This window comes from Cronobacter universalis NCTC 9529, assembly GCF_001277175.1.
In the GTDB taxonomy this organism is placed as follows: Bacteria; Pseudomonadota; Gammaproteobacteria; order Enterobacterales; family Enterobacteriaceae; genus Cronobacter; species Cronobacter universalis.
Genome location: NZ_CP012257.1, coordinates 1,283,171 through 1,297,738, shown reverse-complemented (window position 1 = coordinate 1,297,738; position 14,568 = coordinate 1,283,171). Strand labels below are relative to the sequence as shown.

Below are 14,568 nucleotides of genomic sequence, written 5' to 3'. Positions count from 1 at the left end.
TCCCGCTTTCAGCGAACGGGTATACCCTTACACTGTGAGTCGTTTAATCCGCTCCTGTTTCTAACTTCCGAGGTGAACAATGAGACTGATTCCGCTGGCTACGCCGCAGCAGGTGGGCAAATGGGCCGCCCGCCATATTGTTAAGCGCATTAACGATTTCAACCCCACCGCCGACCGCCCTTTCGTTCTGGGTCTTCCGACCGGCGGTACGCCGCTTGAAGCCTACAAGGCGCTGATTGAGATGCATAAAGCAGGCCAGGTCAGTTTCAAACATGTCGTGACGTTTAACATGGATGAATATGTTGGCCTGCCGAAAGATCATCCCGAAAGCTACCACAGCTTCATGTATCGCAATTTCTTCGAGCACGTTGATATTCCCGAAGAAAATATCAACCTGCTGGATGGCAACGCGCCGGATATTGACGCAGAATGCCGCCGCTATGAAGAAAAAATTCGCGCTTACGGCAAAATTCATCTGTTTATGGGCGGCGTCGGCAACGACGGTCATATCGCCTTCAACGAGCCCGCCTCTTCTCTGGCCTCACGCACGCGTATCAAAACCCTGACGCACGACACCCGTGTGGCGAATTCGCGTTTCTTTGGCGGCGATGTGAATCAGGTGCCAAAATACGCGCTCACCGTGGGTGTCGGCACGCTGCTGGACGCGCAGGAAGTGATGATTCTGGTGCTGGGCCACGTTAAGGCGCAGGCGCTGCAGGCGGCGGTTGAAGGCAACGTTAACCATATGTGGACAATCAGCTGTCTACAGTTGCACCCGAAAGCGGTTATCGTGTGCGATGAGCCTTCCACGATGGAACTGAAAGTGAAGACGCTGAAATACTTCACCGAGCTCGAAGCTGAAAATATCAAAGATCTTTAAGGACTGGTTACCGGGGGCATTATGTACGCATTAACCCACGGCCGGATTTACACCGGCCACGACATTCTGGATGACCACGCGATTATCATCGCCGATGGCCTGATTGAGCGCCTCTGCCCGCTGGCTGAACTGCCGGCAGGTATCGAGCAGCGCGATATGGGCGGCGCCATTATCGCCCCCGGTTTTATCGACGTGCAGCTCAACGGCTGCGGCGGCGTGCAGTTCAATGACACCGCTGAAGCGGTATCGATTGAAACGCTGGAAATCATGCAAAAAGCCAACGAGAAATCGGGCTGCACCAGCTATTTGCCTACCCTCATTACCTGTAGCGACGCGCTGATGAAACAGGGCGTGCGCGTGATGCGCGAATACCTGGCGCGTCACCAGAACCAGGCGCTGGGCCTGCACCTTGAAGGCCCGTGGCTGAATATCGTTAAAAAAGGCACGCATAACCCGGATTACGTTCGCCAGCCGGACGCAGCGCTGGTCGATTTCCTGTGCGAAAACGCCGATGTGATTACCAAAATCACCCTCGCGCCGGAACGCGTTGCGCCTGAGGTTATCGAAAAGTTAACCGCTGCGGGTATTGTGGTTTCCGCCGGGCACTCTAACGCGACGCTCAAAGAAGCGAAAAAAGGCTTCCGCGCCGGTATTCGCTTCGCCACGCATCTGTTCAACGCTATGCCTTATATCACCGGCCGCGAGCCGGGGCTGACGGGCGCTATCTTTGACGAGCCGGATGTCTGGTGCGGCATTATCGCCGACGGCCTGCATGTCGATTTCGCTAATGTGCGTCTGGCGAAAAAAGTCAAAGGCGACAAGCTGTGTCTGGTGACGGACGCGACGGCGCCCGCGGGTGCCAATATTGATGAGTTCATTTTTGCCGGTAAAACAATATACTACCGTAACGGCCTGTGCGTGGATGAAAACGGCACCCTGAGTGGCTCGGCGCTGACCATGATAGAAGGCGTGCGCAACCTGGTGGAGCATGTCAATATCGCGCTGGACGAAGCGCTGCGTATGGCGACGCTTTATCCGGCCCGCGCCATGGCCGTGGCGCACCGGCTTGGCAGCATTGAAGCGGGCAAAGTGGCGAACCTTACCGCCTTTACCCGCGATTATAAAATCATCAAGACCATCGTTAATGGTAACGAGGTCGTTACTGAGTAAATAAAGGCATGACGACTGGCGGACAGGCTCAAATTGGCAACGTTGATCTCGTAAAACAGCTTAACAGCGCGGCGGTTTACCGTCTTATCGACCAGCAGGGTCCGATTTCGCGCATTCAGATAGCCGAACAGAGCCAGCTTGCGCCCGCCAGCGTCACCAAAATTACCCGCCAGCTTATTGAGCGCGGTCTGATTAAAGAAGTCGATCAGCAGGCCTCGACAGGAGGCCGTCGCGCTATCTCCATCGTTACCGAAACCCGGCATTTTCAGGCCGTTGGCGTGCGCCTGGGCCGCCATGACGCCACGCTGACGCTGTTCGATCTCAGCAGTAAAGTGCTGGCGGAAGAACATTTTCCCCTGCCCGAACGCACTCAGGAGACGCTGGAACACGCGCTGCTGAACACCATCGCGCAGTTTGTCGACACCTGGCAGCGCAAAATCCGCGAGCTTATCGCCGTGTCGGTGATCCTGCCGGGGCTGGTGGATCCGGAAAGCGGCGTCATTCGCTATATGCCGCACATCAATGTCGAGAACTGGCCGCTCGTTGACGCGCTGCAAAAGCGTTTTAACGTCGCCTGTTTTGTCGGCCACGATATTCGCAGCCTGGCGCTGGCGGAGCACTACTTCGGTGCAACGCGCGACTGCGAAGACTCCATTCTGGTGCGCGTTCACCGCGGCACCGGCGCGGGCATCATCTCGAACGGGCGTATTTTCATCGGCCGTAACGGCAACGTCGGCGAGATTGGCCATATTCAGGTCGATCCACTGGGCGAGCGCTGCCACTGCGGCAATTTTGGCTGTCTGGAAACCGTCGCCGCCAATGCCGCGATTGAACAGCGCGTGCGTCAGTTACTGGAGCAGGGCCACCCGAGCCGTATGACGCCCGACGAGTGCAATATCAAAGCCATTTGCAAAGCCGCAAACCGGGGCGATGCGCTGGCCTGCGAAGTGGTGGAACGCGTCGGTCGTCAGCTCGGTAAAACCATCGCCATCGCCATTAACCTGTTTAACCCGCAAAAAGTGGTTATCGCCGGTGAGATTGTTGAAGCGCAGAAAGTGCTGCTGCCCGCGATCGAAAGCTGCATCAACACGCAATCCCTGAAAGCGTTTCGCAAAAACCTGCCGGTCGTGCCGTCGCAACTCGATCACCGCTCGGCTATCGGCGCGTTTGCGCTGGTAAAACGCGCCATGCTTAACGGGTTGTTATTACAGCGTTTGCTGGAAAGTTAACGAGTGACTGTGGCGATTTGCGCTATAGTTACGCCTTTCTGTTCCCTGAGCCAGAGTAGTCCATGACCATTCAGAACGTAATTTGCGATATCGATGGCGTGCTGATGCACGATAACGTCGCGGTGCCCGGCGCCAGCGAATTCCTGACCGGCATCCTTGAAAAAGGGTTTCCGCTGGTTCTGCTGACCAACTACCCGTCCCAGACCGGCCAGGATCTGGCTAACCGCTTCGCATCCGCCGGGATCGACGTGCCGGACAGCGTGTTTTACACCTCCGCGATGGCGACGGCCGATTTCCTGCGTCGTCAGGAAGGCAAGAAAGCGTACGTGGTCGGCGAAGGGGCATTAATTCACGAGCTGTATAAAGCAGGCTTTACAATTACCGATATCAATCCCGATTTCGTCATCGTGGGCGAAACGCGCTCCTATAACTGGGAGATGATGCATAAGGCCGCCTTTTTCGTCGCCAACGGCGCACGTTTTATCGCCACCAACCCGGATACCCACGGGCGCGGCTTTTATCCTGCCTGCGGCGCGCTGTGCGCGGGCATCGAGAAAATCTCCGGGCGCAAGCCATTTTATGTCGGTAAGCCGAGCCCCTGGATCATCCGCGCGGCGCTCAATAAAATGCAGGCCCACTCCGAGCATACGGTGATTGTAGGCGATAACCTGCGCACCGATATTCTGGCTGGCTTCCAGGCGGGCCTCGAGACCATTCTGGTGCTGTCGGGCGTTTCGACCATCAATGATATTGACGCCATGCCGTTCCGGCCGAGCTGGATTTATCCCTCCGTCGCCGAAATCGACGTTATCTGAACCTGACGGCCATTAACGATGGCCGTTTTTTTTGTCTCGCCCACAGAACCCCGTTTAATAAAATCGCTATTTTTTTGACGATTCTTTAAAAACCGCCCCGCTTTACTGACTGTTTTTAAGTTTTCGATAACGCTCATTGAACTATTTATGGCTCCCGCGCTAAAACGCTTGCACAACCTGCACCCTTTGCGGCATTTTCTTAATCAACGACGGAGGCCGAAGCGAAAACATTGCATAAACCGCAACGCCTCGCAGACAGACAACACAACATTACCGCCAAGGTTAACGGAGTTTTCTATGTGTTCTATTTTTGGTGTGCTGGATATCAAAACCGACGCGGTTGAACTGCGTAAAAAAGCGCTTGAGCTGTCGCGCCTGATGCGCCACCGCGGCCCGGACTGGTCTGGCGTCTTCGCCAGCGATAAAGCGATCCTCGCGCATGAACGTCTCTCTATCGTGGACGTCAACGCAGGCGCGCAGCCGCTCTACAACACTGAGAAAACGCACGTCCTGGCCGTTAACGGCGAGATCTACAACCATCAGGCGCTGCGCGCGGAATATGGCGATCGTTTCCAGTTCCAGACCGGCTCTGACTGCGAAGTCATCCTGGCGCTGTATAAAGAGAAAGGCCCGGCGTTTCTGGACGAGTTGCAGGGCATGTTCGCCTTCGTGCTTTATGACAGCGAAAAAGACGCATATCTGATTGGTCGCGACCATATCGGCATCATCCCGCTCTATATGGGTCACGATGAGCACGGCAACTTTTATGTCGCCTCCGAAATGAAATCGCTGGTGCCGGTATGCCGCACCATTAAAGAGTTCCCGGCGGGCAGCTACCTGTGGAGCCAGGACGGCGAGATTCGCCAGTACTATCAGCGCGACTGGTTTGACTATGACGCGGTGAAAGATAATGTGACGGACAAAGCCGAGCTGCGCCAGGCGCTGGAAGATGCGGTTAAAAGCCACCTGATGTCTGACGTGCCTTACGGCGTACTGCTCTCAGGCGGCCTGGATTCCTCGGTCATTTCGGCCATTACCAAGAAATTCGCGGCGCGCCGCGTGGAAGACCAGGAGCGCTCCGAAGCCTGGTGGCCGCAGCTGCACTCCTTTGCTGTTGGCCTTGAAGGCTCGCCGGATCTGAAAGCCGCGCAGGAAGTCGCCAACCATCTCGGTACGGTACACCATGAAATTCACTTCACCGTGCAGGAAGGCTTGGATGCGATCCGAGACGTGATTTACCACATCGAAACCTATGATGTGACCACGATTCGCGCGTCAACGCCGATGTATTTGATGTCCCGTAAAATCAAAGCGATGGGCATCAAAATGGTGCTCTCCGGCGAAGGTTCAGACGAAGTGTTCGGCGGTTATCTTTACTTCCATAAAGCGCCGAACGCGAAAGAGCTGCATGAAGAGACCGTACGCAAGCTACAGGCGCTGCATATGTTTGACTGCGCGCGCGCCAACAAAGCGATGTCGGCCTGGGGCGTTGAGGCGCGCGTGCCGTTCCTCGATAAGAAATTCCTTGATGTGGCGATGCGTATTAACCCGCAGGATAAAATGTGCGGCAACGGCAAGATGGAAAAACATATCCTGCGTGAATGTTTTGAATCTTATCTGCCGGCGAGCGTGGCGTGGCGTCAGAAAGAGCAGTTCTCTGACGGCGTGGGCTACAGCTGGATTGATACGCTGAAAGAAGTGGCGGCGAAACAGGTTTCCGATCAGCAGCTGGAAACCGCGCGCTTCCGCTTCCCGTATAACACGCCAGCGTCGAAAGAAGCTTATCTCTACCGCGAAATCTTCGAAGAGCTGTTCCCGGTGCCGAGTGCGGCGGAGTGCGTGCCTGGCGGCCCGTCTGTCGCCTGCTCTTCCGCGAAAGCCATCGAATGGGACGAAGCGTTTAAAACTATGAACGATCCGTCAGGCCGTGCGGTGGGCGTACATCAGTCTGCCTATAAATAAGCAACGCCAGAAAACAGACAGCGGGCCTGCGGGCCCGTTTTTTATTGGCGCAAAGAAGCGCAGACAGTACCGCTGTTTCTGTTGAATTAGTGGATAATTCGCCTGGAATCGCCGAATATTGCATCAAGCTGTTCGCAAGCTAGTCAAACAGTCACTTTACGTCGATTTTCGCCAAAAAAGGTGTTGACGCTTCCAGGCCCAATACGCATAATGCGCCCCGCAACGCCGATAAGGTAACGCGAAAAAAGATGGCTACGTAGCTCAGCTGGTTAGAGCACATCACTCATAATGATGGGGTCACAGGTTCGATTCCCGTCGTAGCCACCATCTTTTTTGCGGGAGTGGCGAAATTGGTAGACGCACCAGATTTAGGTTCTGGCGCCGCAAGGTGTGCGAGTTCAAGTCTCGCCTCCCGCACCACTTCGTAATTGCGTTGCACGGATGGGGTATCGCCAAGCGGTAAGGCACCGGTTTTTGATACCGGCATTCCCTGGTTCGAATCCAGGTACCCCAGCCATATTTCTTCGACTTTTGCGTATGACGCAGCAGTCGTTGGGGTATCGCCAAGCGGTAAGGCACCGGTTTTTGATACCGGCATCCCCTGGTTCGAATCCAGGTACCCCAGCCAGTCGTTATCACTGGTAAAGCAGTAAAATTTGGCTACGTAGCTCAGCTGGTTAGAGCACAGCACTCATAATGCTGGGGTCACAGGTTCGATTCCCGTCGTAGCCACCATATTTAAAGCGTCCTGCATTTTTTTAGTGCGAGATGCGCGAAGTAAACTTCGCAAGAGTTTCTTGGGGTGTCGCCAAGCGGTAAGGCAGCGGATTCTGATTCCGCCATCCGGGGTTCGAATCCCTGCACCCCAGCCACTTTGAAGAAGCGGTTGGCAAGACGCTAAACGCACTGGTTGAAGGTTCTTTATTTCTTCCTTTAACTGACAATTCAGCACCAACATTTGTTGGGGTATCGCCAAGCGGTAAGGCAGTGGATTCTGATTCCACCATTCCGAGGTTCGAATCCTCGTACCCCAGCCACTCTTTAAAAGCCTGCGAAAGCAGGCTTTTTTCTTTTCTGCTCCCGCCCTTTCTCTCTTCTGTATCGCCGTTGCGAGTGACGCTTTGCCGTTCAGCCCTGGCGTGCTCCATAAAAAAAGCCCGCACAGGCGGGCCTTTTTACTGCTCTGAATACGTTAACGGCTGCCAGGCGATGACGACGATAACGCGTCTGTCACCTCCCATTCATACACCGATAAGCATGTTGTAACTAAGGCATCATAAACCGAGCGCATACCGCAGCGCCTGCCGCTTCAGGACGCCAGAGCGCTGGGCGGCGATAAGCCCCAGGTTGCGCAGCACGCGCAGCGGTTTCAGCTTCGCGGTAAACCCCGAATGGAAGAGATCCATACCGCTTTGCATCAGCAGGTTATCCGGCATACGACGACGCTGATAGCGCTTCAGCACTGCGCCGGAGGCCCAGTCTTCCGCCGCGTTACGGGCATCAATCACCACCTTCAGTAGCGCGTCCACATCGCGATAGCCGAGATTCACGCCCTGCCCCGCCAGCGGGTGAATAGTATGCGCGGCATCGCCAATCAGCGCGACGCCCGGCAGGACATAACGCAGCGCATGACGACGCACCAGCGGAAACGCGCCGCAGGCGACTGGCGTCACACGGCCAAGCCGGGCCGGGAACGCTGCTGCTATCTCTCGACCAAGTTGCGTCATATTCATCGCCTGAAGCTGACGGACGCGCGCCGGGCGGTCATACCAGACCAGCGACGCCCGGTTATTAAAGAGCGGTAAAAACGCATGCGGCCCGTTGGGGGTGAAATGCTGCCAGGTGCTGTCGCCGGGCGGCTGTTCGCATTCGACGCTGATAAGCAGGCATGACTGCTGATACTGCCAGGCGTTGACGCCGATGCCTGTCCATTTACGCACCTGAGAGCTGGCGCCGTCCGCGCCAATCACCAGACGCGCCTGCACCGTGTCGCCATTATCGAACTTCAGTTCGTGGCCATTTTGCGACGGCGTCATCTGCGTGAGCGTCGCCGGGCACAGCAGTTGTACCGCCGGATGCGCCTCCAGCGCCTCCCACAGCGCGCGTTGCAGCACGCTGTTTTCTACCATATAGCCCAGTTCCGGCAACTGGAGTTCATCAGCGCTGAACTCGACCCGCGCCTCGTTCCACTCCCAGGTTTCGAGGCGGCGATAAGGATGCGCGCGCATCTCCAGCACCTGCTGCCAGACGCCCAGCCCGCGCAGCAGATCCACCGACGCGCAACTGATCGAGGAGATCCGCACGTCCGGCGGATTTTGCGGCGAAAACGGCGGCGGCGCGGCATGTTCCACGACGGCCACCTGAAAACCATTCTGCGCAAGCCCCAGCGCGGCAGCGGCGCCCACCATGCCCCCGCCGACAACGACGACTTCAATTGGTTGATTTGTCATGGTCATTTTATCCTTAAGCAATCTCTCTTCAGTTTACCGGATTTTTCGCCGCCTGACGTCTTTGCCTCGCCACTGGTCACGAACCCGTCAAAGCATTACAATACGCGGCCAAAATGAGTGGCTTTAACTGAGCAATGGCAAGTCAATGACAAAAAAACTCCATATTAAAACCTGGGGCTGTCAGATGAATGAGTACGATTCATCGAAGATGGCCGATCTGCTGGAAACCACGCACGGCTTTACGTTGACCGACGTGGCGGAAGAAGCAGATATTCTGCTGCTGAATACCTGCTCGATCCGCGAGAAGGCACAGGAGAAGGTTTTCCATCAGTTAGGTCGCTGGAAAACGTTAAAGGAAAAGAACCCGGATGTGATTATCGGCGTGGGCGGCTGTGTGGCGTCTCAGGAAGGTGACCATATTCGCGATCGCGCCCGCTACGTCGACATCATTTTCGGGCCTCAGACCCTGCACCGCCTGCCGGAAATGATCAACCAGGTAAAAGGCACGCGCAGCCCGGTTGTGGACATCAGCTTCCCGGAAATCGAAAAATTCGATCGCCTGCCTGAGCCGCGCGCGGAAGGCCCGACGGCGTTCGTTTCCATCATGGAAGGCTGCAATAAATACTGCACCTACTGCGTGGTTCCGTATACCCGCGGTGAAGAAGTCAGCCGTCCGAGCGACGACATCGTGCTGGAAATCGCCCAGCTCGCCGCCCAGGGCGTGCGTGAGGTTAACCTGCTCGGCCAGAACGTGAACGCCTGGCGCGGTGAAAACTATGACGGCACCACCGGCACGTTCGCCGACCTGCTGCGTCTGGTCGCGGCGATTGACGGCATTGACCGCATCCGCTTCACCACCAGCCACCCGATTGAATTCACCGATGACATCATCGAAGTCTATCGCGACACGCCGGAGCTGGTGAGCTTCCTGCATCTGCCGGTACAGAGCGGCTCTGACCGCGTGCTGAACATGATGGGACGCACCCACACGGCGCTGGAATATAAAGCCATTATCCGCAAGCTGCGCGCGGCGCGCCCGGATATCCAGATTAGCTCCGATTTCATCGTCGGCTTCCCTGGCGAAACCCAGCAGGATTTCGAGCAGACCATGAAGCTGATTGCCGAGGTGAATTTCGACATGAGCTACAGCTTTATTTTCTCCGCGCGTCCGGGCACGCCTGCCGCCGACATGGTGGATGACGTGCCGGAAGAGGAGAAAAAGCAGCGTCTGTACATCCTTCAGGAGCGCATCAATCAGCAGGCGATGGCGTGGAGCCGCCGTATGCTCGGCACGACCCAGCGCATTCTGGTCGAGGGCACATCGCGTAAGAGCATCATGGAGCTTTCCGGACGTACCGAAAACAACCGCGTGGTGAACTTCGAAGGCTCGCCGGATATGGTGGGTAAATTCGTCGATGTGGAAATCACGGAAGTGTTCCCGAACTCGCTGCGCGGCAAGGTTATCCGCACCGAAGACGAGATGGGCCTGCGCGTAGTGGAATCGCCGGAATCGATCATCGCCCGCACCCGCAAAGAAAACGAACTCGGCGTCGGGATTTTCCAGCCATAATCTGCTCTCTCACGTATGCCGCCCCGGCGCGGCATACGCTTATTTTTACACCATCCGTGCTTGTATTCTGAAGGCGTCACCCAAATATCCGGGTTGTCGCTTGCGCCTTTTTCCCTCGCCGTGAATAATTTCTCTCAGGCCCTGAGAAAATCAGCAGGCATTTTTATTCACCTTAACTGGCCCTGAGTGACCAAGAGGACAAGTTTGAATATCGAAACTCGTGAATTTACGCTGGAACCGGCAGACAACGCTCGTCTGCTTAGCCTCTGTGGACCCTTTGATGACAACATCAAACAACTTGAACGCCGCCTCGGCATCGAAATCGCCCGTCGCGACAACCACTTTAAACTGACCGGCCGCACGATTTGCGTCAGCGCGGCAGCGGATATTCTGCGCCATCTGTACGTCGATACCGCCCCGATGCGCGGCGAAATTAAAGAGATTGAGCCGGAGCAAATTCATCTGGCCATTAAAGAATTTCGCGTGCTTGAGCAGAGCGCCGAAAGCGTGCCGGAGTACGGCAAAGCGGTCAATATCAAGACCAAACGCGGCGTAATTAAACCGCGCACGCCAAATCAGGCGCAGTACATCGCGAATATTCTCGACCACGACATCACCTTCGGTATCGGCCCTGCCGGTACGGGTAAAACGTATCTCGCCGTTGCGGCCGCCGTGGACGCACTGGAGCGCCAGGAGATCCGTCGTATTCTGCTGACGCGCCCGGCGGTGGAGGCTGGTGAAAAACTGGGCTTCCTACCAGGCGACCTCAGCCAGAAAGTCGACCCCTACCTGCGCCCGCTCTATGACGCGCTGTTCGAGATGCTCGGCTTCGAGCGCGTGGAAAAGCTGATGGAGCGCAACGTGATTGAAGTCGCGCCGCTGGCGTACATGCGCGGCCGTACGCTTAACGACGCGTTCATTATTCTCGATGAAAGCCAGAACACCACCATCGAACAGATGAAGATGTTCCTGACCCGCATCGGCTTTAACTCCAAAGCGGTGATCACCGGCGACGTCACGCAGATTGACCTGCCGAGAAACCTGAAATCCGGCCTGCGTCACGCCATCGAGGTGCTCTCGGAAGTTGAAGAGATCAGCTTTAACTTCTTCCACAGCGAAGACGTGGTGCGCCATCCGGTCGTCGCGCGCATCGTCACCGCGTATGAAGCGTGGGAAGAGGCTGACCAGAAACGCAAAGCCGAACAGGCCGCAGAGCGTAAACGTGAAGCCCAGGCGCTGGCCGCCGGCGCGCAGGAGAGTAAATGAGTCAGGTCATTCTTGATTTGCAGATTGCCTGCGAAGACACCACCGGTTTGCCGGACGAGGCGCAGTTTCAGACATGGCTGAATGCCGTCGTGCCGCAGTTTCAGGAAGAATCAGAAGTCACGGTGCGTCTGGTGGATGAAGCGGAAAGCCACGACTTAAACCTGACTTATCGTGGTATGGACAAACCCACCAACGTGCTGTCGTTCCCGTTCGAAGCGCCGCCGGGCATCGATATGCCGCTGCTTGGCGATCTGATCATCTGTCGTCAGGTGGTCGAGCGCGAAGCGCGCGAACAGGAAAAGCCGCTGGACGCCCACTGGGCGCACATGGTGGTGCACGGCAGTCTGCATCTTCTGGGCTATGACCATATCGAGGATGACGAAGCCGAAGAGATGGAAGGCATCGAAACCGAGATAATGCTTGCCCTGGGCTTTGACGATCCGTACATTGCCGAGAAAGCGTAATCTGTGCGGCAGCCCGCTGCCGCCAGTGATTTCTACCGCTGCGGCGTGTCTTTTCCGCCGCAAGCGATACATCAACCAACACGAGAACCCTGAACTAACGCCATGAGCGACGACAACTCACACAGTAGCGACTCACTTAATAAAAAGGGATTTTTCTCCCTCCTCTTAAGCCAGCTGTTCCACGGTGAACCAAAAAACCGTGATGAACTGCTTGAGCTTATCCGTGATTCCGAGCAGAACGAGCTTATCGATCAGGATACGCGCGACATGCTCGAAGGGGTTATGGATATCGCCGACCAGCGCGTCCGCGACATCATGATCCCCCGCTCCCAGATGGTCACCCTGAAACGCAACCAGAGCATCGATGAGTGTCTCGACGTCATCATCGAATCGGCGCATTCGCGTTTTCCGGTGATCAGCGAAGATAAAGATCACATTGAAGGGATTTTGATGGCCAAGGATCTGCTGCCGTTTATGCGCAGCGATGCCGAAGCTTTCAGCATGGATAAAGTGCTGCGCCCGGCGGTTGTCGTGCCGGAAAGCAAACGGGTTGACCGGATGCTGAAAGAGTTCCGCTCCCAGCGTTATCACATGGCTATCGTAATTGACGAATTCGGCGGCGTATCCGGGCTCGTGACTATCGAAGATATTCTGGAGCTTATCGTCGGCGAAATCGAAGATGAATACGACGACGAAGAAGATATCGATTTCCGTCAGCTCAGCCGCCACACCTGGACCGTGCGCGCGCTGGCGTCTATTGAAGATTTTAACGATACCTTCGGCACCCAGTTCAGCGATGAAGAAGTCGACACCATCGGCGGTCTGGTGATGCAGGCATTCGGACATCTGCCTGCGCGCGGAGAGACCATCGACATCGATGGTTACCAGTTTAAAGTTGCCATGGCGGACAGCCGTCGTATTATCCAGGTCCACGTCAGAATGCCGGAAAACTCGCCGCAGCCTAAACTGGAAGACTAATGGAATGGCTCTTGCCTCAATGATTGAACGCCAGCGCGTGCGTCTGCTGCTGGCGCTGCTTTTCGGTGCCAGCGGAACGCTGGCCTTTTCCCCTTACGATTTCTGGCCCGCCGCGCTCATTTCGCTGATGGGCTTACAGGGGCTTACCCTTAACCGTCGCCCGATGCAAAGCGCCTGGATTGGTTTCTTCTGGGGGCTTGGCCTGTTTGGCAGCGGCGTGAACTGGGTCTATGTCAGTATCGCCCAGTTCGGCGGCATGCCGGGGCCAGTCAACGTGGCGCTGGTTATCCTCCTTGCTGCTTATCTGTCGCTCTATACCGGTCTTTTCGCAGGCGTCCTGTCGCGTCTGTGGCCGAAAACCAGCTGGCTGCGCATGGCCGTCGCCGCGCCGGTTGTCTGGCATCTGACCGAGTTTTTACGCGGCTGGGTGCTGACCGGCTTCCCGTGGCTGCAGTTCGGCTACAGCCAGATAGACGGCCCGCTGAAAGGCCTGGCGCCGGTAATGGGCGTTGAAGCCATCACCTTTTTACTGATGGCGGTCAGCGGCCTGCTGGTCCTGGCGATGGCGCATCGCGCCTGGAAGCCTGCTGTCTGCGCGCTCGTGCTGTTCGCGCTGCCCTTCCCGCTACGCTATATCCAGTGGTATCAGCCGCATGCCGAGCGCGCAATCAACGTCGCGCTGGTACAGGGCAATATTCCGCAGTCGATGAAGTGGGATGAACGCGAGCTGATGAATACGCTGCGCATCTACCTTAACGCCACGCGCGAGCAGCTCGGTAAAGCCGGGCTGGTTATCTGGCCGGAATCCGCCATTCCTGATTTAGAGAGCAATCAGCAGCAGTTCCTGCACGATCTCGACACCGTGCTGCGCGATAACGACGCGACGCTGATTACCGGCGTGGTGGATGCGCGTCTTAACGACAAAAACCGTTACGACACGTACAACACCATCATTACGCTCGGCGCCGGTACGCCATACAGCTACAACTCCGCCAACCGCTACCATAAAAACCATCTGGTGCCGTTTGGCGAGTTCGTGCCGCTGGAATCGATTCTGCGTCCGCTGGCGCCGTTCTTCGATCTGCCGATGTCTTCCTTCAGCCGCGGCCCGTATATGCAGCCGCAGTTGCAGGCGCATGGTATGAAGCTCACGGCGGCGATTTGCTATGAAATCATTCTTGGCGAACAGGTGCGCGATAACTTCCGCCCGGATACCGATTTCCTGCTGACTATCTCGAACGACGCCTGGTTCGGCCACTCTATCGGCCCGTGGCAGCATTTCCAGATGGCGCGTATGCGTGCGCTGGAGCTGGCGCGTCCGCTGCTGCGCAGCACCAATAACGGCGTTACGGCGGTTATTGACGCTAACGGTAACATTCAGTCGATCATCCCGCAGTTCACCCGCGAGGTGTTAAACGCCGCCGTCACGCCCACCAGCGGGCTCACGCCATATGCCCGTTTTGGCAACGCGATTATCTGGATAATCGTCGCGCTGGGTAGTTTCGTCTCCGTGCTGATGTGCCTCGGCAGACGCAGACGTTCGTAAACTGCCGCTACATTGCCGCTAAAAAGGTCAGCTATGCTGGCCTTTTTCCTTTCTGGCACACCCTTTGCTTTAGTTAACCCAATGATTTAGCTGAAACGCCTTAGCGGGCGACGCAGGCGCGTTATGTGCACCAGCAGCGATCTTTTGCGGCACCACTTTAGTGCAACACCGCATTTTTGCCTCTGATTGGTGCGGCGCGCTTCGCAAAAATAAACAAATTCACAGCAAATTATTTACA

General features: G+C 56.3%; 11 protein-coding genes and 7 tRNA genes. 17 read left to right on the top strand and 1 reads right to left on the bottom strand.

Going from position 1 to position 14,568, the window contains the following annotated elements:
- Positions 1–79 precede the first annotated feature (79 nt).
- The 12 genes from nagB to AFK65_RS05875 all read left to right on the top strand — a co-directional run bounded on the left by nagB (position 80) and on the right by AFK65_RS05875 (position 7,093).
- Positions 80–880, top strand: coding sequence for a glucosamine-6-phosphate deaminase (gene nagB / locus AFK65_RS05930; protein WP_007706747.1), 801 nt, complete (start codon positions 80–82; stop codon positions 878–880).
- Between the two features lie 21 nt (positions 881–901).
- Positions 902–2,050 carry an N-acetylglucosamine-6-phosphate deacetylase gene (gene nagA / locus AFK65_RS05925; protein WP_007706740.1) on the top strand — a complete coding sequence of 383 codons (1,149 nt, stop codon included), beginning with the start codon at positions 902–904 and terminating at the stop codon, positions 2,048–2,050.
- A gap of 8 nt (positions 2,051–2,058) precedes the next feature.
- Positions 2,059–3,279, top strand: a complete 1,221-nt coding sequence (gene nagC / locus AFK65_RS05920; RefSeq protein ID WP_007706737.1) for a DNA-binding transcriptional regulator NagC — start codon at positions 2,059–2,061, stop codon at positions 3,277–3,279.
- A 62-nt stretch (positions 3,280–3,341) separates the two neighbouring features.
- Entirely contained in the window at positions 3,342–4,094 is a 753-nt protein-coding gene (locus tag AFK65_RS05915; protein WP_007706733.1) for an HAD-IIA family hydrolase, read from the top strand.
- Between the two features lie 297 nt (positions 4,095–4,391).
- Complete coding sequence (gene asnB, locus AFK65_RS05910; protein ID WP_038857716.1) at positions 4,392–6,056, top strand: asparagine synthase B; 1,665 nt, start codon at positions 4,392–4,394, stop codon at positions 6,054–6,056.
- Between the two features lie 250 nt (positions 6,057–6,306).
- Positions 6,307–6,383: transfer RNA gene (locus AFK65_RS05905), tRNA-Met, on the top strand.
- A gap of 8 nt (positions 6,384–6,391) precedes the next feature.
- Positions 6,392–6,476, top strand: a tRNA-Leu gene (locus AFK65_RS05900).
- Positions 6,477–6,498: 22 nt separating this feature from the next.
- Positions 6,499–6,573, top strand: a tRNA-Gln gene (locus AFK65_RS05895).
- Between the two features lie 36 nt (positions 6,574–6,609).
- A tRNA-Gln gene (locus AFK65_RS05890) sits at positions 6,610–6,684 on the top strand.
- A 30-nt stretch (positions 6,685–6,714) separates the two neighbouring features.
- Positions 6,715–6,791 (top strand) — tRNA-Met (locus AFK65_RS05885).
- Between the two features lie 63 nt (positions 6,792–6,854).
- Positions 6,855–6,928: transfer RNA gene (locus AFK65_RS05880), tRNA-Gln, on the top strand.
- A 90-nt stretch (positions 6,929–7,018) separates the two neighbouring features.
- A tRNA-Gln gene (locus AFK65_RS05875) sits at positions 7,019–7,093 on the top strand.
- 237 nt (positions 7,094–7,330) lie between these two features.
- On the opposite strand, the gene ubiF is transcribed toward AFK65_RS05875, so the two are convergent.
- A complete protein-coding gene (gene ubiF, locus AFK65_RS05870) occupies positions 7,331–8,506 on the bottom strand; it encodes a 3-demethoxyubiquinol 3-hydroxylase (protein ID WP_038857725.1) in 1,176 nt (391 codons plus the stop codon).
- A gap of 145 nt (positions 8,507–8,651) precedes the next feature.
- Here ubiF and miaB point away from each other — a divergent pair, with 145 nt between their 5' ends.
- The 5 genes from miaB (at position 8,652) to lnt (ending at position 14,330) form a co-directional block, all read left to right on the top strand.
- On the top strand, positions 8,652–10,076 hold the full coding sequence (gene miaB, locus AFK65_RS05865) for a tRNA (N6-isopentenyl adenosine(37)-C2)-methylthiotransferase MiaB (RefSeq protein WP_004387188.1): 1,425 nt from the start codon (positions 8,652–8,654) through the stop codon (positions 10,074–10,076).
- A gap of 204 nt (positions 10,077–10,280) precedes the next feature.
- Positions 10,281–11,342 carry a PhoH family protein gene (locus AFK65_RS05860; protein WP_004387189.1) on the top strand — a complete coding sequence of 354 codons (1,062 nt, stop codon included), beginning with the start codon at positions 10,281–10,283 and terminating at the stop codon, positions 11,340–11,342.
- A complete protein-coding gene (gene ybeY, locus AFK65_RS05855) occupies positions 11,339–11,806 on the top strand; it encodes an rRNA maturation RNase YbeY (RefSeq protein WP_007699503.1) in 468 nt (155 codons plus the stop codon). Before AFK65_RS05860 ends, ybeY begins: the two co-directional genes overlap by 4 nt.
- 102 nt (positions 11,807–11,908) lie before the next feature.
- Complete coding sequence (gene corC / locus AFK65_RS05850; RefSeq protein WP_007699505.1) at positions 11,909–12,784, top strand: CNNM family magnesium/cobalt transport protein CorC; 876 nt, start codon at positions 11,909–11,911, stop codon at positions 12,782–12,784.
- Positions 12,785–12,788: 4 nt separating this feature from the next.
- On the top strand, positions 12,789–14,330 hold the full coding sequence (gene lnt, locus AFK65_RS05845; protein WP_007699508.1) for an apolipoprotein N-acyltransferase: 1,542 nt from the start codon (positions 12,789–12,791) through the stop codon (positions 14,328–14,330).
- The last annotated feature ends 238 nt before the right edge of the window (positions 14,331–14,568 follow it).

Coding starts and splice junctions, on each gene's coding strand:
- AFK65_RS05915 (WP_007706733.1), top strand. CDS start 3,342: ATGACCATTCAGAACGTAATTTGCGATATCGATGGCGTGCTGATGCAC.
- nagB (WP_007706747.1), top strand. CDS start 80: ATGAGACTGATTCCGCTGGCTACGCCGCAGCAGGTGGGCAAATGGGCC.
- miaB (WP_004387188.1), top strand. CDS start 8,652: ATGACAAAAAAACTCCATATTAAAACCTGGGGCTGTCAGATGAATGAG.
- ubiF (WP_038857725.1), bottom strand. CDS start 8,506: ATGACAAATCAACCAATTGAAGTCGTCGTTGTCGGCGGGGGCATGGTG.
- nagC (WP_007706737.1), top strand. CDS start 2,059: ATGACGACTGGCGGACAGGCTCAAATTGGCAACGTTGATCTCGTAAAA.
- ybeY (WP_007699503.1), top strand. CDS start 11,339: ATGAGTCAGGTCATTCTTGATTTGCAGATTGCCTGCGAAGACACCACC.
- lnt (WP_007699508.1), top strand. CDS start 12,789: ATGGCTCTTGCCTCAATGATTGAACGCCAGCGCGTGCGTCTGCTGCTG.
- corC (WP_007699505.1), top strand. CDS start 11,909: ATGAGCGACGACAACTCACACAGTAGCGACTCACTTAATAAAAAGGGA.
- nagA (WP_007706740.1), top strand. CDS start 902: ATGTACGCATTAACCCACGGCCGGATTTACACCGGCCACGACATTCTG.
- asnB (WP_038857716.1), top strand. CDS start 4,392: ATGTGTTCTATTTTTGGTGTGCTGGATATCAAAACCGACGCGGTTGAA.